The 22,679-nt window shown below is 59.9% G+C and carries 26 protein-coding genes; 16 read left to right on the forward strand and 10 right to left on the reverse strand.

Features of this window, described 5'->3' with window-relative positions:
- Window positions 1-132: 132 nt before the first annotated feature.
- The 7 genes from tcyN to EDY99_RS11610 form a co-directional block, all read right to left on the reverse strand.
- A complete protein-coding gene (tcyN, locus tag EDY99_RS11580; protein ID WP_101452889.1) occupies window positions 133-885 on the reverse strand; it encodes an L-cystine ABC transporter ATP-binding protein TcyN in 753 nt (250 codons plus the stop codon).
- A gap of 3 nt (window positions 886-888) precedes the next feature.
- On the reverse strand, window positions 889-1,551 hold the full coding sequence (gene tcyL / locus EDY99_RS11585; RefSeq protein WP_025303237.1) for a cystine ABC transporter permease: 663 nt from the start codon (window positions 1,549-1,551) through the stop codon (window positions 889-891).
- A complete protein-coding gene (gene tcyJ / locus EDY99_RS11590) occupies window positions 1,551-2,351 on the reverse strand; it encodes a cystine ABC transporter substrate-binding protein (RefSeq protein ID WP_089197172.1) in 801 nt (266 codons plus the stop codon). The genes tcyL and tcyJ overlap by 1 nt, the downstream gene beginning before the upstream one ends.
- Window positions 2,352-2,466: 115 nt before the next feature.
- Complete coding sequence (locus EDY99_RS11595) at window positions 2,467-3,459, reverse strand: D-cysteine desulfhydrase (protein WP_033643500.1); 993 nt, start codon at window positions 3,457-3,459, stop codon at window positions 2,467-2,469.
- A gap of 124 nt (window positions 3,460-3,583) precedes the next feature.
- A complete protein-coding gene (gene fliZ / locus EDY99_RS11600; protein ID WP_033643501.1) occupies window positions 3,584-4,093 on the reverse strand; it encodes a flagella biosynthesis regulatory protein FliZ in 510 nt (169 codons plus the stop codon).
- 56 nt (window positions 4,094-4,149) lie between these two features.
- Window positions 4,150-4,872, reverse strand: coding sequence for an RNA polymerase sigma factor FliA (locus tag EDY99_RS11605; protein ID WP_004934752.1), 723 nt, complete (start codon window positions 4,870-4,872; stop codon window positions 4,150-4,152).
- Between the two features lie 182 nt (window positions 4,873-5,054).
- Window positions 5,055-6,122, reverse strand: a complete 1,068-nt coding sequence (locus EDY99_RS11610; protein WP_033643502.1) for a flagellin FliC — start codon at window positions 6,120-6,122, stop codon at window positions 5,055-5,057.
- 281 nt (window positions 6,123-6,403) lie between these two features.
- Between EDY99_RS11610 and fliD the strand changes: the two genes are divergently transcribed.
- From fliD to EDY99_RS11635, 4 genes are all read left to right on the forward strand, one after another.
- Window positions 6,404-7,804, forward strand: coding sequence for a flagellar filament capping protein FliD (gene fliD, locus EDY99_RS11620; RefSeq protein ID WP_033643503.1), 1,401 nt, complete (start codon window positions 6,404-6,406; stop codon window positions 7,802-7,804).
- Window positions 7,805-7,830: 26 nt separating this feature from the next.
- Complete coding sequence (gene fliS, locus EDY99_RS11625; protein ID WP_004934758.1) at window positions 7,831-8,241, forward strand: flagellar export chaperone FliS; 411 nt, start codon at window positions 7,831-7,833, stop codon at window positions 8,239-8,241.
- The gene (gene fliT / locus EDY99_RS11630; protein WP_033643504.1) at window positions 8,241-8,609 is read left to right on the forward strand and encodes a flagella biosynthesis regulatory protein FliT; all 369 of its coding nucleotides are present in this window, start codon (window positions 8,241-8,243) and stop codon (window positions 8,607-8,609) included. Before fliS ends, fliT begins: the two co-directional genes overlap by 1 nt.
- Window positions 8,610-8,917: 308 nt before the next feature.
- Entirely contained in the window at window positions 8,918-9,778 is an 861-nt protein-coding gene (locus EDY99_RS11635; RefSeq protein ID WP_033643505.1) for a helix-turn-helix transcriptional regulator, read from the forward strand.
- Between the two features lie 476 nt (window positions 9,779-10,254).
- Here the strand turns inward: EDY99_RS11635 and EDY99_RS11640 are convergent, their stop codons facing one another.
- Window positions 10,255-11,184, reverse strand: coding sequence for a LysR family transcriptional regulator (locus EDY99_RS11640; protein ID WP_046687329.1), 930 nt, complete (start codon window positions 11,182-11,184; stop codon window positions 10,255-10,257).
- Between the two features lie 129 nt (window positions 11,185-11,313).
- Here EDY99_RS11640 and EDY99_RS11645 point away from each other — a divergent pair, with 129 nt between their 5' ends.
- Window positions 11,314-11,913, forward strand: coding sequence for an FMN-dependent NADH-azoreductase (locus tag EDY99_RS11645; protein ID WP_116286286.1), 600 nt, complete (start codon window positions 11,314-11,316; stop codon window positions 11,911-11,913).
- A gap of 174 nt (window positions 11,914-12,087) precedes the next feature.
- On the opposite strand, the gene EDY99_RS11650 is transcribed toward EDY99_RS11645, so the two are convergent.
- Window positions 12,088-12,282, reverse strand: a complete 195-nt coding sequence (locus tag EDY99_RS11650; protein WP_096242343.1) for a hypothetical protein — start codon at window positions 12,280-12,282, stop codon at window positions 12,088-12,090.
- A gap of 79 nt (window positions 12,283-12,361) precedes the next feature.
- Complete coding sequence (fliE, locus tag EDY99_RS11655) at window positions 12,362-12,676, reverse strand: flagellar hook-basal body complex protein FliE (protein WP_047574769.1); 315 nt, start codon at window positions 12,674-12,676, stop codon at window positions 12,362-12,364.
- Window positions 12,677-12,991: 315 nt separating this feature from the next.
- Here fliE and fliF point away from each other — a divergent pair, with 315 nt between their 5' ends.
- The 11 genes from fliF to fliP all read left to right on the forward strand — a co-directional run bounded on the left by fliF (window position 12,992) and on the right by fliP (window position 22,658).
- Window positions 12,992-14,686, forward strand: coding sequence for a flagellar basal-body MS-ring/collar protein FliF (fliF, locus tag EDY99_RS11660; protein ID WP_033650870.1), 1,695 nt, complete (start codon window positions 12,992-12,994; stop codon window positions 14,684-14,686).
- Window positions 14,683-15,675 (forward strand): flagellar motor switch protein FliG, encoded by a 993-nt coding sequence (gene fliG, locus EDY99_RS11665; RefSeq protein ID WP_004934775.1) that lies wholly within the window; start codon window positions 14,683-14,685, stop codon window positions 15,673-15,675. Before fliF ends, fliG begins: the two co-directional genes overlap by 4 nt.
- Window positions 15,668-16,372 (forward strand): flagellar assembly protein FliH, encoded by a 705-nt coding sequence (fliH, locus tag EDY99_RS11670; protein WP_033643511.1) that lies wholly within the window; start codon window positions 15,668-15,670, stop codon window positions 16,370-16,372. Before fliG ends, fliH begins: the two co-directional genes overlap by 8 nt.
- The gene (gene fliI, locus EDY99_RS11675; protein WP_004934781.1) at window positions 16,372-17,733 is read left to right on the forward strand and encodes a flagellar protein export ATPase FliI; all 1,362 of its coding nucleotides are present in this window, start codon (window positions 16,372-16,374) and stop codon (window positions 17,731-17,733) included. Before fliH ends, fliI begins: the two co-directional genes overlap by 1 nt.
- A 20-nt stretch (window positions 17,734-17,753) precedes the next feature.
- The gene (gene fliJ, locus EDY99_RS11680) at window positions 17,754-18,200 is read left to right on the forward strand and encodes a flagellar export protein FliJ (protein ID WP_123061772.1); all 447 of its coding nucleotides are present in this window, start codon (window positions 17,754-17,756) and stop codon (window positions 18,198-18,200) included.
- Window positions 18,197-19,426, forward strand: coding sequence for a flagellar hook-length control protein FliK (locus tag EDY99_RS11685; protein WP_123061773.1), 1,230 nt, complete (start codon window positions 18,197-18,199; stop codon window positions 19,424-19,426). The genes fliJ and EDY99_RS11685 overlap by 4 nt, the downstream gene beginning before the upstream one ends.
- 165 nt (window positions 19,427-19,591) lie before the next feature.
- Window positions 19,592-20,077: a flagellar basal body-associated protein FliL gene (gene fliL, locus EDY99_RS11690; RefSeq protein WP_033643515.1), complete on the forward strand. Its 486-nt coding sequence runs from the start codon at window positions 19,592-19,594 to the stop codon at window positions 20,075-20,077.
- A gap of 5 nt (window positions 20,078-20,082) precedes the next feature.
- Window positions 20,083-21,087 (forward strand): flagellar motor switch protein FliM, encoded by a 1,005-nt coding sequence (gene fliM, locus EDY99_RS11695; protein WP_004934798.1) that lies wholly within the window; start codon window positions 20,083-20,085, stop codon window positions 21,085-21,087.
- The gene (gene fliN / locus EDY99_RS11700) at window positions 21,080-21,496 is read left to right on the forward strand and encodes a flagellar motor switch protein FliN (RefSeq protein ID WP_004934799.1); all 417 of its coding nucleotides are present in this window, start codon (window positions 21,080-21,082) and stop codon (window positions 21,494-21,496) included. The genes fliM and fliN overlap by 8 nt, the downstream gene beginning before the upstream one ends.
- Window positions 21,496-21,900 carry a flagellar biosynthetic protein FliO gene (gene fliO, locus EDY99_RS11705; protein ID WP_033632756.1) on the forward strand — a complete coding sequence of 135 codons (405 nt, stop codon included), beginning with the start codon at window positions 21,496-21,498 and terminating at the stop codon, window positions 21,898-21,900. Before fliN ends, fliO begins: the two co-directional genes overlap by 1 nt.
- Window positions 21,897-22,658, forward strand: a complete 762-nt coding sequence (gene fliP / locus EDY99_RS11710) for a flagellar type III secretion system pore protein FliP (RefSeq protein WP_033632755.1) — start codon at window positions 21,897-21,899, stop codon at window positions 22,656-22,658. The genes fliO and fliP overlap by 4 nt, the downstream gene beginning before the upstream one ends.
- Window positions 22,659-22,679 lie beyond the last annotated feature (21 nt).

Genomic DNA, 22,679 nt, shown 5'->3' on the forward strand with positions numbered 1-22,679 from the left:
TACGAAACGCATTGGCTTTCGGGTTCGGTAATATCCGGGATACGGCAGCCGCAGCGGATTTCTCGCCGCCGCCGCGCGAAACGAATGGTTGAAAGCGGAGTGAATGCGGTCGGGGGAAACGCCCCCGCCGCCTTATTGATTCCGGAACTTGTCGAGGAATTGCTGGGTGCGTTGATGCTGCGGATTGGCGAACAGCGCTTTCGCCGGGCCCTGTTCGACGATGCGGCCGTGATCCATAAAGATAACCCGATCGGCCACGTCGCGAGCGAAGCTCATCTCATGGGTGACGATCACCATGGTGCGTTTCTCTTCCGCCAGTGAGCGCATGGTATTGAGCACTTCCCCCACCAGCTCGGGATCGAGCGCCGACGTCGGCTCGTCGAACAAAATCACCTCCGGCTGCATCGCCAGCGCGCGCGCGATAGCCACCCGCTGCTGCTGCCCGCCGGACAGCCGACGCGGATAAGCCGCCTCTTTGCCGCTCAGGCCCACTTTGGCCAGCAACGCGCGGGCGCGCTGTTCCGCGCTGGCTTTCGCCTCGCCCTTGACGACCACCGGCCCTTCGATGATGTTTTCCAACACCGAACGGTGCGGGAACAGGTTGAAGTTCTGGAACACGAAACCGACCTGCTGGCGCAGCGCTCGTACCTGATTTTTCTGTTTGCTCAGCGGCTTGCTGCCGTCGATCAGGATATCGCCGACGCGAATGGTGCCGGAATCCGGCTCCTCCAGCAGGTTGATGCAGCGCAATAAGGTGGTTTTCCCCGAGCCGCTCGGCCCGATGATCGCCACCACTTCGCCGGCGTCCACCGCCAGATCGATCCCATGCAGTACCGTCTGACCCTTGAACTGCTTGGTCAATTGCTTAACTTCAATGGCACTCATGCGCTACTCCTGATCCTGGCGATTAACGTGGGCTTCCAGACGGTTTTGCAGTGCGGAAAGCAGGGTCGCCATCACCCAGTAAATCAGCGATGCCGCCAGGTACATGGTGAACACTTCCAGCGTGCGCGAGGTGATCAGCTGCGCCTGACGGAACAGTTCCGGCACCTGAATGGTGGCGGCCAGCGAGGTGTCTTTCACCAGGCCGATGAAGCTGTTGCCCAGCGGCGGCAAGGCGGTGCGCGCCGCCTGCGGCAGGATCACTCGGCGCAGGGTTTGCCAACGGGTCATGCCGATGCTGGCGGCGGCTTCCCACTGCCCTTTGTCGATCGACGAAATCGCCGCACGCAGCGTTTCCGAGGTGTAGGCGGCGGTATTGAGCGACAGGCCAATCAGCGCCGCCGGGAAAGGATCGAACTCGATGCCGAACTGCGGCAGACCGTAATAGATCATAAACAGCTGGGCGATCAACGGCGTACCGCGGAACAGCGACACGTAGATACGCGACAGCCACGACAGCGGCCAAAGCGGTGAAAGGCGCATCAGCGCCAGCAGAAAACCGAGCAGCAACCCCAACGCCATACCGCCCAGGCTGAGCTGAAGCGTCAGTATTGCGCCCTTCAATAAAAATGGCGCTGAATCCAGCGCCAGTTGAATACTTTCGTGCATTATTTAGTTACGTCCGCGCCAAACCATTTCTCGGAGATCTTCGCCATCGTGCCGTCTTTTTGCATCTCGGCGATCGCCTGGTCAATCGCTGCCAGCAGCTCTGGGTTGTTCTTGCGCAGCGCCACGCCGGATTCCTGGCGAGAGAACGCCGGGCCGGCTACCGCCAGCGTATCGCCGGTTTTCTTCACCAGATCCAGCGCCGCCAGGCGATCCACCAGAATGGCGTTGATGCGGCCAACGCGCAGATCCTGATACTTGGTCGGGTCATCGTCGTAGGTGCGCACGTCCACGCCCTGCACGTTCGCGCGCAGCCATTGCTCATAGTTGGTGCCCAGGCCCACGCCAACCTTCTTGCCCTTCAGGTCTTCCGGCTTGGTGATGGTGCCTTCGTTGCCTTTTTTCACCAGCGCCTGAATACCGGAAACGGTGTACGGGGTGGAGAAGTCATATTTCTTCTTGCGCTCATCGGAGAGCGTGACCTGGTTGATAACCACGTCGATACGTTTCGAGTCCAACGACGCCAGCATGCCGTCCCACTTGGTCGGGTTCAGCTTGGCTTTCACGCCCAGATGTTCCGCCAGCGCGTTGGCGAAATCCACTTCAAAACCGGTCAGCTTGCCGTCTTCACCCTGGAAGCTGAACGGCGGATAGGTGCCTTCCAGCCCGACGATCAGCGTGCCACGCTGTTTCACCTGCTGCAGCAGGTTATCGGCGGCGTAGGTTTGCGTCGTCACACCGGCGGCCAACGCAATACCCACCACGCCCAACAACCATTGACGACGAACTTTCGCAAACATCATAAACACCCCTGTGTGTTATTTATCTTTTTTGATATCAGCACTTTAACAGTGCGACCGCCCGCATAAAGGAATATAACTTTATAAATATAGTTCAAAATGGAATAACAAGCGGCATTTACACCTGCGGATGGTAGGCGAACAGCGCCGGCGCACCGCCGGTGTGAACGAACAGGATGGGCCCTTCGTCGCGGAAACGCCGCTGGGCGATGCCGTCGATCAAACCGGCCATCGCTTTGCCGGTATATACCGGATCCAGCAATACCCCCTCTTGCTGCGCCAGCAGCTGCACCGCCGCCATGCCTTCTTCATTCGGCATGCCGTACTGCGGCGCGAAGTAATCGTCCCACAGCGCGATCGGCGCCAGTTCGTCGATATTCAGCGAACAGGCCAGGGCTTTCTGGATTTGTTCCACCTTCGGCAACTGATCGATCACGGTGCGCGAGACCGTCACGCCGATCAACTCGGTTTCAGGCAGCAGCTGTTGCAGTCCCACCGCCAGCCCGGCGTGGGTGCCTGCGCTGCCGGACGCCACCACCACCGAACTGAACGCCACGTTGCTGCGTTGGCTCTGTTCGGCGATTTCCAATGCGCACTGCACGTATCCCAGCGCGCCCAGCGCATTGGAGCCGCCCACCGGCACCACGTAAGGCCGGAAGCCCTGCGCCTCGAGGCGCGTCGCCAGCTCCGCCAGTTGCTGCTGCGGATCGTGCAGCGCTTCGCACATCACCACTTCGGCGTTGAACAAGCCGAGCAACAGGCGGTTGCCGTTGGTCAGGTAGTTTTCCGCGCGGGTATCGATAGGGTTTTCCAGCAGCGCGACACAGTGCAGGCCCAGTTTCGCCGCCACCGCCGCCGTCTGGCGCACGTGATTGGATTGAATGGCGCCGGCGGTAACCAGCGTATCGGCGCCTTGCCTCAGCGCATCGGCAGCCAGAAACTCAAGCTTTCTCAGCTTGTTGCCGCCCAGGGCCATAGGGGTGACATCGTCACGTTTAAGGTAGATTTCACGGCCGAGATAATCGGAGAGACGGGACAGTTTTTCCAGCGGCGTGGCGACGCCAACCAGATCCAGACGCGGAAATTGCGCCAGTTGTTGTTGCAGGTTCACTACTTCCCCCCAGGGAATCGAGTATCAACATCTGATAACCGATAGATTTAGCAGATGTGAACTGAATAATCATCCTTTATCACGGGGGGATCCGCAGACCCCGGCCCAGCGGCCGGGGAAAATCTCAGTAGCTGCGCTGCCAGGCGAGATACTGATCGTATTTGCGCAGCGCAATGCGGTAGTTGTTGTGCGCTGCGGTAGGCAGATCGTCGATAATGCGCTGATGGCTGGCGCAGTTGGCGAACTTGTCCGCCGGGTAATTACGCGCCACCAGCATTTCGTCCAGCCGGCGCAGCCGCACCACGTACTCGCGAATGGTGCTGTGGCTCATCTCGGTCTGTTCGAACAGATACTGCTTGAACGCCATGATGTCGAAATAGCTCGGGTGGCTGTTGCAGGAAATCTCGCTGCAAAAGCGGCACAGCGCGGTCAGCTCATGCTGCACGTTTTGCCAGACCGCATCGTCGATCGGCTGGTCCATGCGCGCGATGGCTTCTTTATTGATTATCTTGCCGCGAAACACCAGCGCCATGCGGTCCAACAATTTACCGCACTGGGAGCAATGGGTCTGGCTGTGCTTGTAATCTTTCAGGTAACGGCTAAGCGGCCGTTTCTTCAACAGTATTCCTGGCATAAGGGGCAGTCCGATTGTCGCATGAGTCATCGAGTTGAGGGGGCGGCAGCCCGCCGTCAGGTATCGTTCGCCAGCCGCGCACGCAGCCGTTTGATCGCCTGACTGTGCAGTTGACTGACGCGGGATTCCCCGACGTCCAGCACGGCGCCGATCTCTTTGAGATTCAACTCTTCCTGGTAATACAGCGTCAGCACCATTTTTTCGCGCTCCGGCAACGCCTCGATGGCGTCGATCACTCGCTGGCGCAGGCTGCCTTCCAACAGGTGATGCAGCGGGTTGGCCTCTTCATGCCCTTCCAGCATCGGTTCCGCGTTTTCGCCATGCTCCTCGCGCCATTCGTCGTAAGAGAAAAGCTGGCTGTTATTGGTGTCCAACAGAATTTGACGGTACTCATCCAGCGAGATATTCAGCGTCTGCGCCACTTCCGTCTCGCTCGCCGGCCGGCCATAACGCTGTTCCAGTTGCCGCATCACCTGCGCGACCTCGCGCGCGTGGCGCCGCACGCTGCGCGGCACCCAGTCGCGGCTGCGCAGCTCGTCGAGCATCGCGCCGCGAATGCGCTGCACCGCATAGGTGGTAAAGGCGGTTCCCTGTAGGGCGTCATAACGCTCAACGGCGTTCAATAACCCGATTCCCCCGGCCTGCAGCAAGTCGTCAAGCTCCACGCTGGCGGGCAACCTGACCTGCAGGCGCAGCGCCTCGTGGCGCACTAACGGGACGTAGCGCAGCCAGAGAGAATTTTTGTCCATCACGCCTTCGGCGGTATACAGATCGCTCACTATGTCTTAAACCTGCGGATAAGAGAGTCAGCGCTATTATGCGTAGGGGGCGAAATGCCAATCGGCTGAACAGTCGCACAAAACGGGCTTTATTTGCGCCATGTAATAACCGCGCGGTGCGCGAGCATAAAAAAACCCCGCCGAAGCGGGGTTTCTTTGCGACAGTTAATCGGGAGAGACGATTAACGCAGCAGGGACAGAACGTTCTGAGTAGACTGGTTAGCCTGTGCCAGAACAGAGGTGCCAGCCTGTTGCAGGATGTTGGCACGGCTCATGTTGGACACTTCGGTCGCGTAGTCAGCATCCTGAATACGGGACTGAGAAGCGGACAGGTTGTTCACGGTGCTGTTCAGGTTGTTGATAACAGAATCGAAACGGTTCTGTACCGCACCCAGAGAAGAACGCAGGCCGTCAACCTGTGCCAGCGCTTTGTCCAGGGTTGCCAGTGGATCTTTAACGTCAGTAACGTCAGCACCCTTGGTTACAACGCCTTTGTCGTCGATTTTCGCAGTAGCGTAGGTTTTTGCGCCAGTCGCTGCATCAGTAGTCTGAATGTAGTAACCTTCTTTACCGTCTTTGTCTTTACCGGAAACCAGAGTCGCTTTCTCTAAAGCGCCACCAGTTTTGGAAGATTCAGCCAGGTCGAAAGCAACATCTTTACCGGTGTCATCTTTAACCATGGCTTTATCGGCAATTGCAGAGCCAATTTTGGTGCCTTTTTCGGTTACATCGAAACCAGTCAGACCCAGTTTGCCAGAATCGATCTTCTGCAGGTCGATATCGATGGTTTCACCGTCGTTAGCGCCAACCTGGATAGTCAGTTTCTGATCGCTGCTCAGCACTTTCACGCCGTTGAAGTCAGTCTGCTCGGAGATACGGTTGATTTCCGACATGCGCTGAGTGATTTCGTCCTGGATGGATTTCAGGTCGCTGGTGGAGTTAGAACCGTTCTGCGCCTGTACGGTCAGACGACGGATGTTCTGCAGGTTGTCGTTAACTTCGTTCAGTGCGCCTTCAGTGGTCTGCGCCAGAGAGATACCGTCGTTGGCGTTACGGGAAGCCTGAGTCAGGCCTTTGATGTTAGCGGTGAAACGGTTGGAGATCGCCTGACCCGCAGCATCGTCTTTCGCGCTGTTGATACGCAGACCGGAAGACAGACGCTCAATCGCAGTGCCCAGAGAAGACTGAGATTTGTTCAGGTTGTTCTGCGCCATCAGAGACAGGCTGTTAGTGTTGATTACTTGTGCCATTGTTTGCTTTCCTTACGAGTCAGTTGCGTTCTTCGCAACACAGTTAAAAGGTTCGGGCTTGTTTGCCCACGGCGTCAACCACCGTCCCCTCAGGTATCGGCCCTCCCCTAACAACCTTTAGAATTTTTTTAATTTTTTTTGCGTCCGCCGCAATGGCGGAAATAACGCGGTTTTTCCCTCTTCTATTGCGCCATCGGTTTTTTGTTTTTTTCGGTAAACTTTTTCATCACTGGGCCGATAACGCGTAGAGCGAATAAAGTCATAATCAAGGAGAATTACCCATGGCAACGATCAGTTCATTAGGTCTCGGCTCAGGACTCGACCTCAATGGCCTGCTGGACAAGCTGACTAAAGCGGAACAACAGCGCCTGACCCCTTACACCACCAAACAATCCAGCTATAAAGCCCAGTTGACCGGTTACGGCACGCTGAAGGGCGCGTTGGAAAAATTCGACAACCTCAGCAAAGAGATGGCGAAAGAGGACTTCTTCAAGGCCACCACCGCCACCGAACATGACGCCTTCAAGATCACCACCAACGCCAAGGCGGTGCCGGGCAACTATGTGGTGGAAGTGAAGAACCTGGCGCAGGCGCAAACCCTGACCACTCAGGCGAAAGTCAGCGACCAGGGCGAAAAATTAGGTAAAGAAGGCATCACCAACCGCTCTCTGACCATCACCGCCGGCAACCCGCCGAAAGAAACCAAAATCCCGCTCAGCGACGATCAAACCTCGCTGGTTGAGATGCGCGACGCCATCAACGGCGCCAAGGCCGGCGTCACCGCCAGCATCATGCGCGTCGGCGACAACGACTACCAGCTGGCGATCAGCTCTTCCACCACCGGCGAAAACAACAAGATCTCCCTCCAGGTCGACAATGACGACAAACTGGGCGATATCCTGAACTACAACGCCACCCGCGGCACCACCACCGCCATGAAGCAGACGGTCGCGCCGCAGGACGCGGAGCTGATGGTGAACGGCACGGCCATCAAACGCAGCACCAACTCGATCAGCGATGCCCTGCAGGGCGTCACCATCGATCTGAAAACCAAAACCAAAACCGATGAACCGCAACACCTGGTGATCAGCACCAACACCGCCGGCACCACCGACAAGATCAAAGAGTGGGTCGACAGCTATAACTCGCTGCTGGACACCTTCAACTCGCTGTCCAAGTTCACCCCGGTGAAAACCGGCGAAGCGCCAAACCCAACCAACGGCCCGCTGCTGGGCGACAACACCCTGCGCGGCATTCAGTCGTCGATCAAAAGCGCGCTGAGCGCCGCCCAGGACAACCCGGAGTTGAAAGGCCTGGGCAACCTCGGCATTTCCACCAACACCAAAACCGGCAAGTTGGAAATCGACAGCGCCAAGCTGAAGAAAGCGATGGATGAGAAGCCGGATCAGGTCAGCAACTTCTTCGTCGGTAACGGCAAAGACACCGGCATGGCCACCGAGATCCACAACGAGATCCAGAGCTACATCAAATCCGGCGGCATCATCGAGAACTCGACCAAAAGCATCAACACTAACCTCGATCGCCTGAACAGCCAGATCACCACGGTCACGGCCAGCATTCAAAACACCATCGATCGTTATAAACAACAGTTCGTTCAGCTGGATACCATGATGTCGAAAATGAACGGCACCAGTAACTATTTGGCTCAACAGTTCAAGTAACCCTTTAACAAGGCAAAGAAAACAGCATGTATAACCGTAGCGGCACTCAGGCCTATGCACAGGTCAGTCTGGAAAGCGGCGCCATGAGCGCCAGCCCGCACCAGTTAATCGTGATGTTGTTCGACGGGGCGCTCAGCGCCCTGCTTCGCGCACGCATCCTGATGAACCAGGGCGATATCGCTGGCAAAGGCATGGCGCTCTCCAAAGCCATCAACATCATCGACAACGGCCTGAAAAGCGGCCTCGATCCTCAGCAGGGCGGCGAGATCGCCGAAAACCTGGCGGCGTTATACGACTATATGAAGCGTCGCCTGATGCAGGCCAATCTGCACAACGACGAAGCGGCGATTGCCGAGGTGGTCAAACTGCTGGAAAACATCGCCGACGCCTGGCGCCAGATCGGCCCCAACTACCAACCTTCGCAGGACGCCGTGTAATGGAACGTCAACAGCAGCTGTTAGCCGCTTATCAACAAATTTACACCCTGAGCAGCCAAATGATCGCGCTGGCGCAAACCGGGCGCTGGGAAGAGCTCGTCGAGCTTGAGTTCGCCTACGTGACGGCGGTGGAAAAAACCGCCGCCTTTACCGGGCAAGCCGGCCCGTCCATGGCGTTGCAGGAGATGTTGCGCAATAAGCTGCAACAGATCCTCGACAACGAAACCGAGCTCAAACGTCTGTTGCAGCAACGGATGGATGAGCTGAAAACGCTTATTGAACAGTCAACGCGCCAAAACGTGGTCAACAACACCTACGGCCAGTTTCATGACCGCGCGCTGCTGCTGGGAGAGCCACAGGTCCGATAAGATCGACAATACTGACGAAAATGGATTAAATAGCACTATGCGCTATTACCCTCGGGTTACGTTAGGATATTAATCTATGGCATTTGAATTATTCAGTTTATGGGTAATTGGTAAAATGCGCGCTTCGAGCCTGGCTCTCACTTTAATGGATAAACATCATCCCGACACGGACGTTTTCTGTTCATCAGGAAATTGATTTTTGATAGATAAAACTCGCCGCTGTGTTTCACGGCCCATGGAAAAATGTTGCTCCAGCGCGGATCAAAGCGTAAAGATATTCCCAGATAATGGCTGCGAAATGAATATCGATGGAACGTACAATTAATCTCTGTCCTGGAATTGGCGCCTCAGCGCACATCATTCAGTATACTGAATTATTATTCCCTTCAGTCTATTTTGAGCAACCACATCTGTATCTGATACAACAAGGCCATAAGCGCGTACGCTGGCAACAACACGAAGTGGTCGCTCATCCCGGCGAGCTGTTGATTATCGACGGCGGGCAAACGGTGGACATTATTAACGGCCCGTCCGAAGACGGCGTATTCAGTTGCCAACTGCTGACCTGCGATCCCCTGTTGCTCACCGTCCAACCTCCGGCCGAGGAAACGCCGGCGGCGATGCCGTTCGATGCCGTCCTAGCGCTGCGCAATCTGCCCTGCGCCCTAAAGCACAGTTTTGAAACCACCGGCCTGGCGCTGACGCTGCGGCAACGCTTTCCCACCATCATCGTGCGGCACAAAATGCTGGAAATTCTGCTGTGGCTGGCCCAATTCGGCATTCGCTTTATTCACAACGAAGCCAAGGATCTGACGCAGCGGGTGCGTCGCTGCCTCGCGACCGATCCGCACAGCATTTGGACGGCGGCCAAAGTCGCGGAGAGCCTGTCGATGAGTGAGGTGATGTTGCGCCGCAAACTGTCGATGGAAAACACCGCGTTGCGCAACCTGATGATCGACGTCCGGATGAGCAGCGCACTGGCCCTGCTGCAATCGACCGACTGGCCGATTTCCGCCATCGCGCAGCATGTGGGTTATGAAAGCGCGTCGCGTTTCGCCGAACGTTTTCGCAAACGCTTCGGTTTCGCGCCTACCGCCATTCGCGGCCACCAAAGGATTATGGAACCCGGCTCTCAGGGCGTTGAGGCGATGGTCGCCGGAGAAACATAAATAGACGCGCAACAAAATGGCTTTATTTAACACAAGTCCCTAACGGTTGTAACAACGCTGAGATACGCTAAGCCACGTCTATCCGCCGAAAGCGAATTAAACGATGCGCAATGAAAAGCGATTATTTTCTCTGGCAATAATGTTGTTGGGGGTGTGGCTGTTAGCCTTACTGTATGAAGAAGACATGATGCGTTTACTGGCCGCACAATAAAACGGCCAGGTTTTTTATCGCCTGGTCAGACTTCAATCCAGTTTGACCAACACGCCAATTAACGCGACTAACACCGCCAGCATTAAAATACTGATCAGGCGCCATCTGGATTCGCTTTTACTGCTCATTGACCTGCCTCGAATAATAACCCTACTAATAAGGCCATAATAAACGCTCACCGGCACATTCAATAAGCCTGACAGCACAATGTTCGCCCCTCTATTCGGGACATTGCCCCCATTTCCTGTCGGTTGCGACGCGGTGATTACCGCTGCGATAACGGCGGCGGCACAAGCGCCAATTTTGCGGGCAGCTCAGCCACCAGTTTGTCCACCGCCAGCCGCACCTTGAGCGGCTGGTAAGGCATATAGGGCCACACCACGTTGACCGGGAAACTGAGGTTGGACTCACCGCGCATGATCTCCACCAACGTCCCCGCCATCAGCCGCTCGCGCACCAGCCACTCCGGCAGCCAGGCAATGCCGGCGCCGGCGGATATCGCATCGACGATCCCCTGCATATCATCCATCATCATCTTGGCCGGGGGGCTGAACGATTGCAGCTCACCGTTTTCGCCACGCAGCTGCCACGGCAGCACGGCGCCGGCGTGCAGATACCCCACCGCCTGATGCCGGCTTAACGCTTCCACCGTGCTCGGCTCGCCGCAGCGCCGCACGTAGTCGGGCGACGCGCACAGGAGCATGCCATGTTCGCCCAGACGTCGGGCAACCAAACTGCCGCTGTCCGCCAGTTCGCCGATGCGCACTGCCAGATCGAATCCCTCGTCGACGAGATCGATCCTGCGGTCGCTGAATGAGATTTCCAGCGTCAGTAACGGATGCTCATTCGCCAGCGCCGTCAACAAGGGCGCAATGCACAGGTGGCCGAACAGCACCGGCACCGAGACTCTGAGCCGGCCGCTGACCTGCATCTTGCCGCTGTCGAGCTGGTTTTCCGCCGCCTGAACGTTCGCCAACGCCTGTCGACAGTGTTCATAGTACAGCGCGCCTTCGTCCGTCAGGCTCAGGCTGCGCGTCGTGCGCATAAACAGCATCACGCCCAGCCGCGCCTCCAGACGCGACACGATTTTGCTGACCGCAGAACGCGTCAGATGCAGTTTCTCTGCGGCGGCGGCGAAACTGCCGCCTTCCGCTACGGCAACAAAGGCCGGCAGCGCACTCAGATCGCTTTTCATCTTAATGTTGCCAATATGGAATCAATTAGGTGAAAACCTATCACCACTGGTGAACCTTAAGCAATGATAACCTGCAGTCATTCCGGAGTCCCCGGTGAAAACCACAGATTACCGTCAGAGGACAGCAGCATGAAAAAAATACTGGCTCTCAAATCCAGCATTATGGGAAATAACTCGCAGACCAATAACCTGATTGACCGCTATCTGGCGGCGCGCAAAGCGAAAGGATACGACGATCAGATCGTCGAACACGATCTGACGGCGCTGGATCTGCCGGTGTTGGACGGCGAGCTGTTCAGCGCGCTGCGCGGTGCGGAAAATGTCAGCCCGCGCGCCAAAGCCACGGTGGCGCTCTCCGATCAACTGATTGCCGAACTGAAAGAGAGCGACCTGTTGCTGATCGGGGCGCCGATGTACAACCTCAACGTGCCGACTCAGCTGAAAAACTGGTTCGATCTGGTGGCCCGCGCCCGGATGACCTTCAACTATACCGCCACCTACCCAGTGGGGCTGGTGGAAGGCGTCAATGCGGTGGTCTTCAGTTCACGCGGCGGCATGCACGCCGGGCATCCGACCGACGCCGTAACGCCCTACCTGCGCTCGGTGCTGGGGCTGATGGGGATCGGCGACGTGCAATTCATCTATGCCGAAGGGCTGGACATGAAGCCGCACGGCCGCGACCAGGGGCTGGCAAGCGCCCACCAGCGCATCGTGGCGTTAGCGGGCTGAGGCAAACGCACGGCAGCATTGATTTGTTATAATATAACAAATATGATGTTCGCGTTGATGCACCTCGAACGTGCGTCGGCGCTCCTACATCACATAAATGTTTTATCGCACCTTCAGCCAGCTATTTCGATAGCTGGCTTTTTTTGTCCATCGACTGGCGTCACGGCTTCAGTCTTACCGGGCGGCGCGTTTCATTTCACGCTCGCCGGGCGACTGTGTCTTCACCGACAGCGGCGCGACAAACGCCTTCCACTCTTTGCCGGCATCCTGATGAGGCGCCGTTTTTTGCGCCGATGGATAGTCATCATTCTGGCCGGCACATCCAGATAACGCCATCATGGCCAGAGCAAGGCACAGCGATTTACACATTATCCTATCCCTCCTATAACCATCGCCATAGGCTAACAGCGCCGAGCCAAATTTCACTGAAAAATGGACGGCACGTTCATCACACCGGCATATTCATGATGTCCTGGTAGGCCGCCACCAGCTTGTTGCGCACCTGGACACCCAGTTGCAAAGACACCGACGATTTCTGCAGATCGACCATCACATCATTCAGGCTGATGCCCTGCACGCCCAGCTCAAAGTCCTGCGCCTGTTTGCGCGCCGTCTGCTGGGTGTCGCTGATCTTGCCGAGCGCCGCGGTCAGTTCGCTGGCGAAGCTGACGCCCTGCGGCGCCGCATTTTGCCCCATCTTGCCGGCCTGAACCGCCATGGTCTGCATCTGCTGCAGTACCCCTTCAATGCCCTGAATCGCCATCTGGTCCTCAATCCTCTCGTCTCGCCGGGTGACGTTTTCACCCTGTACTTCTCCAATGATGCACACCCTAGCACAGCGTTTTCGGACCTAAAGCGGTTAATTAACTGCAAAAAACCCGGCTTATCGGGCAATCGGAATTGTCTGATAAGGCGAATAATGGCCTGCCCAGAAATGGGAGCGCCGCTATTTAGAAGATATGTGTATCAGGGAGTCTGTTTTGTCACACAACGCTAACCATACCGTTCATCAGCCTGGCAGGGAGCTGCTCAGCGGCCCGTACGGGATCGTGAGCGCCATTGAAGGACGAGACCTAAAATGAGTGCTTCGATAACCGCCGGCGAAAGCCGCGACAACGGCCTGCAGGCCATCTGGAACCGTCTGCGCGCCAACCCGAAAATTCCGTTGCTGGTCGCCGCTTCCGCCGCGATCGCGATCGTCGTCGCACTGCTGTTGTGGGTGAAAAGCCCCGACTACCGCGTGCTGTACAGCAATCTGAACGACCGCGACGGTGGCGCCATCGTCACCCAGCTGACGCAGATGAATATCCCTTATCGCTTCGCCGAGAATGGCGCAGCGCTGCTGATCCCGGCGGAAAAGGTGCATGAAACCCGTTTGCGCCTCGCGCAGCAGGGGCTGCCGAAAGGCGGCGCCGTCGGCTTCGAACTGCTGGATCAGGAAAAATTCGGCATCAGCCAGTTCAGCGAGCAGATTAACTATCAGCGCGCCCTCGAGGGCGAGCTGTCGCGCACTATCGAGTCGTTGGGGCCGGTGCAAAACGCCCGCGTTCACCTGGCGCTGCCTAAACCTTCGCTGTTCGTGCGCGAACAAAAATCCCCTTCCGCCTCGGTAACGCTGACCCTGCAACCCGGCCGTGCGCTGGACGACGGCCAGATCAACGCCATCGTTTATATGGTGTCGAGCAGCGTCGCCGGTCTGCCGCCGGGCAACGTGACCGTGGTCGATCAGGCCGGCCGCCTGCTGACTCAGTCCGACGGGACCGGGCGCGATCTCAATGCTTCGCAGCTGAAATACGCCAACGAAGTCGAAAACGGCTTCCAGCGCCGCATCGAAGCGATCCTCGCCCCGGTGGTCGGCAGTGCCAACGTGCGTGCGCAGGTCACGGCGCAGATCGACTTCGCCACGCGCGAACAAACCGATGAACAGTACCAACCTAACCAGCAGCCGGATAAAGCCGCCATCCGCTCACAGCAAACCAGCCTGAGCGAGCAGATCGGCGGGCCGCAGGTCGGCGGTGTGCCGGGCGCACTGTCCAACCAACCGAGCGCTCCGCCTACGGCGCCGATTGAAACCGCCAAGCCGGCGGCGGGTAATAACGCCAACGCCACCGCGCAAAACGCCGCGACCACCCGCAGCGCGGCGGCCAGCGGCGTGCCGCAAAATACCCGTCGCGACGCGACCACCAACTACGAGCTCGATCGCACCATCCGCCATACCCAGCAAAAAGCCGGCACCGTGCAGCGTCTGTCGGTCGCCGTGGTGGTCAACTACCTCGGCGCGGATAAAGACGGCAAACCGCAACCGATGAGCAAAGAACAGCTGGCGCAGATCGAAGCGCTGGTGCGTGAAGCGATGGGCTACTCCAGCAGCCGTGGCGATACCCTGAACGTGGTCAACACGCCGTTTACCGACGCTCAGGTGACCGGTGGCGAACTGCCGTTCTGGCAGAGCCAGTCGTTTATCGATCGCCTGATCGACGCGGGCCGCTATCTGCTGGTGCTGCTGGTTGCCTGGCTGCTGTGGCGCAAACTGGTGCGGCCGCAGCTGCAACAGCGCCAGGCGGCGCAACAGGCCGCCATCGCCGCCGCCAACGCGCCTGCCGCCAAAGCGGTCGACAGCAGCAAACCGAGCAACGAGGAGCTGGCGCAGCGTCGTAAATCGCAGCAGCGCGTCAGCGCAGAAGTCCAGAGCCAGCGGATCCGCGATCTGGCTGACAAAGACCCGCGCGTGGTCGCTCTGGTAATCCGCCAATGGATGAGTAACGAGATATGAGCCTGACCGGAACCGACAAAAGCGCCATCTTGCTGATGACGCTGGGTGAAGATCGCGCGGCGGAGGTGTTCAAGCACCTCTCCTCGCGCGAAGTACAGCTGCTGAGCGGCACCATGGCCGGCATGAGCCAGGTGTCGCACAAACAGCTCGGCGAAATACTGACCGAGTTTGAAGACGACGCCGAGCAATACGCGGCGCTGAGCGTCAACGCCAGCGACTATCTGCGTTCGGTGCTGGTCAAGGCGCTGGGCGAAGAGCGCGCCGCCAGCCTGTTGGAAGACATTCTCGAATCGCGCGAGACCACCACCGGCATGGAAACGCTCAACTTTATGGAGCCGCAGAGCGCCGCCGACCTGATCCGCGACGAACACCCGCAGATCATCGCCACCATTCTGGTGCACCTCAAACGCGGCCAGGCGGCGGATATTCTGGCCCTGTTCGACGAACGCCTGCGCAACGACGTGATGCTGCGTATCGCCACTTTCGGCGGCGTGCAGCCGGCGGCGTTGGCGGAGCTGACCGAGGTGCTGAACAACCTGCTCGACGGTCAGAACCTCAAACGCAGCAAAATGGGCGGGGTGCGCACCGCCGCCGAGATCATCAACCTGATGAAAACCCAGCAGGAAGAAGCGGTCATCGACGCGATGCGCGAATACGACGGCGAGCTGGCGCAGAAGATCATCGACGAGATGTTCCTGTTCGAAAACCTGGTGGAAGTCGACGATCGCAGCATCCAGCGCCTGCTGCAAGAAGTGGAAGGCGAGTCGCTGCTGATCGCGCTGAAAGGCGCCGAACAGCCGCTGCGCGAGAAGTTCCTCAAGAACATGTCGCAACGCGCCGCCGACATCCTGCGCGACGATCTGGCCAACCGTGGCCCGGTTCGCATGTCGCAGGTGGAGAACGAGCAGAAAGCCATCCTGTTGGTGGTGAGACGCCTGGCGGAAACCGGCGAAATGATCATCGGCGGCGGCGAGGACACCTATGTCTGATCGCATTAACACCCTGCCCTGGCAGCCCTGGTCGCTCAACGATTTGGGCGAACAGAAACCGGCGTTCGAACTGCCGCCGCTGCCGGATCTCGAACACAGCGATCCGTCGCCGGACGCGCAGGCCGAATTGCAACAGCAGTTGGCGACGCTGCGGCTGCAGGCCGAGCAACAGGGCCAGCAATTGGGCTATGCCGACGGCCAGCAAAAAGGCTATGAGGCCGGTTTTCAGTCCGGTCTGGAAGAAGGCCGTCAGCAAGGGCTGCTGGAAGCGCAGCAGCAGCAACAGCCGCTGACCGCCCACTGGCAGCAGTTGGTCACCGAATTCCAGCACACGTTGGACGCGCTCGACAGCGTGATCGCTTCCCGGCTGATGCAGCTGGCGTTGACCGCCGCCAAACAGGTGCTGGGCCAGCCGCCGGTGTGCGACGGCACCGCCCTGCTCGCGCAGATCCAACAGCTGATCCAGCAGGAGCCGATGTTCAACGGCAAACCGCAGCTGCGGGTCCACCCGGACGACTACCCCCGCGTCGAGCAGCAACTGGGGGTTACCCTCAGCCTGCACGGCTGGCGCCTGCTGGCGGACGGCGAACTGCACCCGGGCGGCTGCAAGGTCAGCGCCGAAGAAGGCGATCTCGACGCCAGTCTGGCGACGCGCTGGCATGAACTGTGTCGCCTGGCGGCACCGGGAGAAGTCTGATGACCGCGCGTCTCGGCCGCTGGCTGAGCTCTCTGGATACGTTGGAAAAACGTATCGCCCGCGCGCCGACGGTGCGCCGCTACGGCCGCCTGACCCGCGCCACCGGGCTGGTGCTGGAGGCCACCGGGCTGCAGCTGCCGCTCGGGGCGACCTGCCTCATCGAACGGCACGACGCCGGTGAAGTGCAGGAAGTGGAAAGCGAAGTGGTCGGCTTCAACGGCCAGCGGCTGTTCCTGATGCCGCTGGAAGAAGTGGAAGGCATCGTGCCGGGCGCGCGGGTTTACGCCCGCATCGCGCCGGAAGGCCAAAGCGCCGGCAAGCAGTTGCCGCTCGGCCCGGCGCTGCTGGGGCGCGTGCTGGACGGCAGCGCCAAACCGCTCGACGGCCTGCCGTCGCCGGAAACCGGTTACCGCGCGCCGCTGATCACCGCGCCGTTCAACCCGTTGCAGCGCACGCCGATCGAGCAGGTGCTGGACGTGGGAGTGCGCACCATCAACGGTCTGCTGACCGTCGGTCGCGGCCAGCGCATGGGCCTGTTCGCCGGTTCCGGCGTCGGCAAGAGCGTGCTGCTCGGCATGATGGCCCGTTACACCCAGGCGGATGTGATCGTCGTTGGCCTGATCGGCGAGCGTGGCCGCGAGGTCAAAGACTTTATCGAGAACATTCTCGGCGCCGAAGGCCGGGCGCGCTCGGTGGTGATCGCCGCGCCGGCGGACGTATCGCCGCTGCTGCGCATGCAGGGGGCGGCCTACGCCACCCGCATCGCCGAGGATTTCCGCGATCGCGGGCAGCACGTGTTGCTGATCATGGATTCCCTCACCCGCTACGCCATGGCGCAGCGTGAGATAGCCCTGGCTATCGGCGAACCGCCGGCGACCAAAGGTTATCCGCCTTCGGTCTTCGCCAAACTGCCTGCGCTGGTGGAACGCGCGGGCAACGGCATCAGCGGCGGCGGTTCCATCACCGCCTTCTACACCGTGTTGACCGAGGGGGACGATCAGCAAGACCCGATCGCCGACTCGGCGCGCGCCATCCTCGATGGCCACGTGGTGCTGTCCCGACGCCTGGCGGAGGCCGGCCACTACCCGGCTATCGACATCGAAGCGTCAATCAGCCGCGCCATGACGTCGCTGATCGACGAGGAGCATTATCGCCGGGTTCGCACCTTCAAACAGATGCTGGCCAGCTATCAGCGCAACCGCGATCTGATCAGCGTCGGCGCTTACGCGGCCGGCAGCGATCCGTTGCTGGACAAAGCGATGACGCTGTACCCGCAGATGGAGGCGTACCTGCAACAGGGCATCTTTGAACGCAGCGGCTATGATGAAGCCTGTCAACAGCTGCAGCAGTTGATTGTTTAACGTCACAGAGGCGCAGAGCGATGAAATCACAGTCACCCCTGATTACCCTGCGCGATCTGGCGCAGGACGCGGTAGAACAAGCCGCGCAACAGCTGGGCCAGGTTCGGCAGGCGCAGCAGGCGGCGGAGCAACAGCTGTCGATGCTGCTCAACTATCAGGACGAATACCGCCAGAAGCTGAATCATACGCTCTGCGACGGCATGGACAGCTCACGCTGGCAAAACTACCAGCAGTTTATCGGCACGCTGGAACAGGCCATCGACCAGCACCGCCAGCAGCTGCTGCAGTGGGGGCAGAAAGTGGATCATGCGGTGAAGCAATGGCAAGACAAACAACAGCGGTTGAACGCTTTCGAGACCCTGCATACCCGCACCTTAAATGCGGAGCAGCAGCAGGAGAATAAACGGGATCAAAAACTGATGGATGAGTTCGCTCAACGCAGTGCACAAAGGAATATCAACCCATGAATCTGAACGCCCTGCCCGGCCTGGCCTTACCCGGCGATGCCGGCGGCCTGGCCGAACTGACGTCGGCGCTGGATGAGAGTCAACTGTCGACGGCATTCGCCCAGCTGCTCGGCGCGCGTTTCGCGCCCGCCGCCGATGGCAAACAGCCGCCGGTCACGCTGAGCGCGGACGATGAACGCGCCCCGGCCCTGAGCCGCAACCAGCTCAATCAACTGCTGGCCGCCTTCGGCGAGCGCGGCGGCCTGCTGGAGAACCCGGCAATCTCAGCCGATGCGCTTTCATCTGAACGCCCCGAGGCCGACGCGCCCGTCGCCGGCGATAAACCGGCGCAGCCGCCGATCGCCGCCGCCAAAGAGCTGGATGCCGCAACGCTGCAGGCGCTGTACGCCATGCTGCCGGCCGCGATCGTCGCCCAGGCGCAACCGACCGAAGGCCAACGCTCGCTGCCGGTGGAAAGCGCTGACGAGGCGACTGCACTGCAGCCCGGCAACGGCTTGCTGAACATTGCGGCGGCCGGTGATAAAACCGCCGCGCGTTCATCGGCATCCCCCGCTCCAGCAGTGACAGGCGCGAAAACGCCGGCCCCGGACGGCGATAGCGCCACGGCGGCGCTCCCGCAGCCGACCAGCGGCGAGCGCGCCAGTGCCGCTCAACCGCTGCCGGCGAGCGATACGCAGCAGCCGACGACGCTCAATCACGCCGTCGCCCTGGCCGCCGCCAGCCCCACGCAAACGGCCGCCCCGGCCGGCGCGCTGGTGACGGCGCCGCCTACGCCGCAGTTAAACGCGCAGCTGGGCAGCCCGGAATGGCAGCAGGCGTTGAACCAACAGGTGCTGATGTTCCACCGCAACGGCCAGCAAAGCGCCGAGCTGCGCCTGCACCCGCAGGAGCTGGGCGCCTTGCAGATCACGTTGAAACTGGACGATCAGCAGGCGCAATTGCACATTGCCTCCGCCCACGGTCAGGTGCGCGCGGCGGTGGAAGCGGCGATGCCGCAGCTGCGTCACGCGCTGGCCGAGAGCGGCATCAACCTGGGGCAGAGCAGCGTGGGCGGCGAGTCCACCCCGCAATGGCAACAGGCGCAGCAGCAGGCTTCCAATGGCCAGGGGCGTTCCAGCTATGCTGAACACGCTGGCGGCGAGGCTGCGGCCGCCGACGGCGTCAGCGCGCCGGTGGCGTTGCAGCGCATGGCCAGTGCGGTCAACGGCGTCGATATTTTCGCCTGAGCCGCCGCAAACGCCCAAGCTGGCACCCATTTGCGCGTCTATTCAGGCTATTGCACGCCGCGATAGACGCGATAATACCTTTACATGTCATGCGTGCGGCTTTGCCGCGCGCTATGCCCGCCGCCACGCAGGCCGCGGGTGGAACAACAGGAATTAGATTTGGCTATGTCTCAGAACTCCCTTCCGGCAGCACCGAAACGCCCCCTTCTGGTCATCCTGCTGGTATTGATCAGCGTCGTCGCCTGTGGCGCCGCGGGCTACAGCTGGTGGCTGCTGCAACAGCATAAAAACGGCGCCGAACCGGCCGCCGTCAAACAGCAACCGCCGGCCGCGCCGGTGTTCATGCCGCTCGACACCTTTACCGTCAACCTGGTGACGCCGGACAACAACCCGGATCGCGTGCTGTATATCGGCCTCACGCTGCGCCTGCCGGACGAAAGTACCCGCCGTCAGCTGAACGATTTTCTGCCGGAGGTGCGCAGCCGCTTGCTGATGCTGCTTTCCCGTCAGGAAGCGAGTCAGTTGGCCAATGAACAAGGGAAGCAACAGCTGGTGGCGCAGATTAAGGACGTGCTCAGCCCGCCGCTGGTTAAGGGACAACCGAAGCAGGTGGTCAGCGACGTGCTGTTCACCGCCTTCATACTGCGGTAATCACTATGGGCGATAGCATTCTTTCACAGGCAGAGATCGACGCCTTGCTCAACGGCGACAGCGCGGGTGATGAACCCGAAGCGGTGGTCGGCAAAGAGAGCGAGGTCAAGCCTTACGATCCGAACACCCAGCGCCGCGTGGTGCGCGAGCGACTGCACGCGCTGGAAATCATCAACGAACGTTTTGCCCGGCAGTTCCGCATGGGGTTGTTCAACCTGCTGCGCCGCAGCCCGGACATTACCGTCGGCCCGATCAAAATCCAGCCGTATCACGAGTTCGCCCGCAACCTGCCGGTGCCGACCAACCTGAACCTGGTGCACCTGAATCCGCTGCGCGGCACTGCCCTGTTCGTGTTCGCGCCGAGCCTGGTGTTCATCGCCGTCGATAACCTGTTCGGCGGCGACGGCCGCTTCCCGACCAAGGTCGAAGGCCGCGAGTTCACCCCGACCGAACAGCGGGTGATCAAGCGCATGCTGCGCCTGGCGCTGGACGCCTATGGCGACGCCTGGAGCGCCATCTACAAGATCGACGTGGAGTACGTGCGCGCCGAAATGCAGGTGAAGTTCACCAACATCACCACCTCGCCGAACGACATCGTGGTCACCACGCCGTTCCAGGTGGAGATCGGCGCGCTGACCGGCGAGTTCAACATCTGCATTCCATTCGCGATGATCGAACCGCTGCGCGAACTGTTGACCAACCCGCCGCTGGAAAATTCGCGGCAGGAAGACAGCCACTGGCGCGAAACGCTGGTGAAGCAGGTGCAGCACTCCGAACTGGAGCTGATCGCCAACTTCGTCGATATCCCGATGCGGCTGTCGAAAGTCCTGAAGCTGCAACCGGGCGATGTATTACCGATAGACAAGCCGGAACGCCTGATCGCCCATGTGGACGGCGTACCGGTTCTGACCAGCCAATACGGCACGTTAAACGGGCAATACGCCCTGCGTGTTGAACATTTGATTAACCCTATTTTGAATGCTCTGAGTGAGGAACAGCCCAATGAGTGATCCTAAGCAACCGTCTGGCGAAGGAAAGGAATCCGTAGACGATCTGTGGGCTGATGCGTTTAACGAGCAGCAGTCTTCAGAGAAATCCGGCGCGAGCACCGAAGGGGTGTTCAAGTCGCTGGAAGCTCAGGATGCGCTCGGCAGCCTGCAGGATATCGACCTGATCCTGGATATTCCGGTCAAGCTGACCGTGGAACTGGGGCGCACCAAGATGACCATTAAAGAGCTGCTGCGCCTGTCGCAAGGCTCGGTGGTGGCGCTGGACGGCCTGGCCGGCGAACCGCTGGATATCCTGATCAACGGTTACCTGATCGCGCAAGGTGAAGTGGTGGTGGTGGCCGACAAGTTCGGCGTGCGCATCACCGACATCATCACCCCATCCGAACGCATGCGTCGACTGAGCCGCTGATGACCGCCGCGGCGCCCGTTACCGTCCAAAGCACCCAACACCCCGCCGCGCCGGCCCTGCCGGCCGGTTCGGTGTTAATGCAGGTCAGCAGCGCGCTCGGCGGCATTCTGCTGCTGATCCTGCTGGCCGGTTGGCTGTTCCGTCGGCTGGGTTTCGCCCCGCAGGCGCGCAACAACAAACTGCTTAACCTGCGCGCCAGTTGCCAGGTCGGGCAGCGCGAGCGCGTGGTGGTGGTGGAAGTCGACGACACCTTGTTGGTCTTGGGCGTCACCGCCCAGCAGATCACCCCGCTGCACACCCTGCCCGCTCCGCCGAAAGACGCAGGCGAGGCCGACGCGGCGACACCGGCGGACTTCCGCCAACTGATGCAAAAAGTTCTGAAACGCCCGGAAAAATCGGCATGACCTCGACTCTTCATACCCTCGTCCGCCGCCCGGCGGTTTGGCTCCCTGCCGCCCTGCTGTTCATCAGCCCGGCGGCTTTCGCGCAACTGCCGGGGCTGATCAGCCAGCCGCTGGCCAACGGCGGCCAGAGCTGGTCGCTGCCGGTGCAGACGCTGGTGCTGTTGACCTCGCTGACCTTCCTGCCGGCCATGCTGCTGATGATGACCAGCTTCACCCGCATCATCATCGTGCTCGGCCTGCTGCGCAACGCGCTGGGCACGCCGTCGGCGCCGCCGAACCAGGTGATGCTGGGGCTGGCGCTGTTCCTGACCTTCTTCATCATGTCGCCGGTGTTCGACAAGGTTTATCAGGATGCCTATCTGCCGTTCAGCCAGGACAAAATCGGGCTGGAAGTCGCGCTGGATAAAGGCGCGCAGCCGCTGCGCGAATTCATGCTGCGGCAAACGCGCGAAACCGATCTCGCGCTGTACGCCAGACTGGCCAATCAGCCGCCGCTGGCCGGCCCGGAGGCGGTGCCGATGCGCATCCTGCTGCCCGCCTACGTCACCAGCGAACTGAAAACCGCCTTCCAGATCGGCTTTACGGTGTTCATTCCGTTCCTGATTATCGATCTGGTGGTCGCCAGCGTGCTGATGGCGCTGGGGATGATGATGGTGCCGCCCGCCACCATCTCGCTGCCGTTCAAGCTGATGCTGTTCGTGCTGGTCGATGGCTGGCAGCTGCTGCTCGGCTCGCTGGCGCAGAGCTTCTATTCGTAACCCCTGACCGGAGAAAGCGAG

It is taken from the genome of Serratia sp. LS-1 (genome assembly GCF_003719595.1).
Lineage (GTDB): Bacteria > Pseudomonadota > Gammaproteobacteria > Enterobacterales > Enterobacteriaceae > Serratia > Serratia ureilytica.

Excerpts from the sequence above, each read along its gene's own strand:
- tcyN (WP_101452889.1), bottom strand. The coding sequence starts at position 885 with ATGAGTGCCATTGAAGTTAAGCAATTGACCAAGCAGTTCAAGGGTCAG.
- tcyL (WP_025303237.1), bottom strand. The coding sequence starts at position 1,551 with ATGCACGAAAGTATTCAACTGGCGCTGGATTCAGCGCCATTTTTATTG.
- tcyJ (WP_089197172.1), bottom strand. The coding sequence starts at position 2,351 with ATGATGTTTGCGAAAGTTCGTCGTCAATGGTTGTTGGGCGTGGTGGGT.
- fliZ (WP_033643501.1), bottom strand. The coding sequence starts at position 4,093 with ATGCCAGGAATACTGTTGAAGAAACGGCCGCTTAGCCGTTACCTGAAA.
- EDY99_RS11610 (WP_033643502.1), bottom strand. The coding sequence starts at position 6,122 with ATGGCACAAGTAATCAACACTAACAGCCTGTCTCTGATGGCGCAGAAC.
- fliD (WP_033643503.1), top strand. The coding sequence starts at position 6,404 with ATGGCAACGATCAGTTCATTAGGTCTCGGCTCAGGACTCGACCTCAAT.
- fliS (WP_004934758.1), top strand. The coding sequence starts at position 7,831 with ATGTATAACCGTAGCGGCACTCAGGCCTATGCACAGGTCAGTCTGGAA.
- fliT (WP_033643504.1), top strand. The coding sequence starts at position 8,241 with ATGGAACGTCAACAGCAGCTGTTAGCCGCTTATCAACAAATTTACACC.
- EDY99_RS11635 (WP_033643505.1), top strand. The coding sequence starts at position 8,918 with ATGGAACGTACAATTAATCTCTGTCCTGGAATTGGCGCCTCAGCGCAC.
- EDY99_RS11640 (WP_046687329.1), bottom strand. The coding sequence starts at position 11,184 with ATGAAAAGCGATCTGAGTGCGCTGCCGGCCTTTGTTGCCGTAGCGGAA.
- EDY99_RS11645 (WP_116286286.1), top strand. The coding sequence starts at position 11,314 with ATGAAAAAAATACTGGCTCTCAAATCCAGCATTATGGGAAATAACTCG.
- EDY99_RS11650 (WP_096242343.1), bottom strand. The coding sequence starts at position 12,282 with ATGTGTAAATCGCTGTGCCTTGCTCTGGCCATGATGGCGTTATCTGGA.
- fliE (WP_047574769.1), bottom strand. The coding sequence starts at position 12,676 with ATGGCGATTCAGGGCATTGAAGGGGTACTGCAGCAGATGCAGACCATG.
- fliF (WP_033650870.1), top strand. The coding sequence starts at position 12,992 with ATGAGTGCTTCGATAACCGCCGGCGAAAGCCGCGACAACGGCCTGCAG.
- fliG (WP_004934775.1), top strand. The coding sequence starts at position 14,683 with ATGAGCCTGACCGGAACCGACAAAAGCGCCATCTTGCTGATGACGCTG.
- fliH (WP_033643511.1), top strand. The coding sequence starts at position 15,668 with ATGTCTGATCGCATTAACACCCTGCCCTGGCAGCCCTGGTCGCTCAAC.
- fliI (WP_004934781.1), top strand. The coding sequence starts at position 16,372 with ATGACCGCGCGTCTCGGCCGCTGGCTGAGCTCTCTGGATACGTTGGAA.
- fliJ (WP_123061772.1), top strand. The coding sequence starts at position 17,754 with ATGAAATCACAGTCACCCCTGATTACCCTGCGCGATCTGGCGCAGGAC.
- EDY99_RS11685 (WP_123061773.1), top strand. The coding sequence starts at position 18,197 with ATGAATCTGAACGCCCTGCCCGGCCTGGCCTTACCCGGCGATGCCGGC.
- fliL (WP_033643515.1), top strand. The coding sequence starts at position 19,592 with ATGTCTCAGAACTCCCTTCCGGCAGCACCGAAACGCCCCCTTCTGGTC.
- fliM (WP_004934798.1), top strand. The coding sequence starts at position 20,083 with ATGGGCGATAGCATTCTTTCACAGGCAGAGATCGACGCCTTGCTCAAC.
- fliN (WP_004934799.1), top strand. The coding sequence starts at position 21,080 with ATGAGTGATCCTAAGCAACCGTCTGGCGAAGGAAAGGAATCCGTAGAC.
- fliO (WP_033632756.1), top strand. The coding sequence starts at position 21,496 with ATGACCGCCGCGGCGCCCGTTACCGTCCAAAGCACCCAACACCCCGCC.
- fliP (WP_033632755.1), top strand. The coding sequence starts at position 21,897 with ATGACCTCGACTCTTCATACCCTCGTCCGCCGCCCGGCGGTTTGGCTC.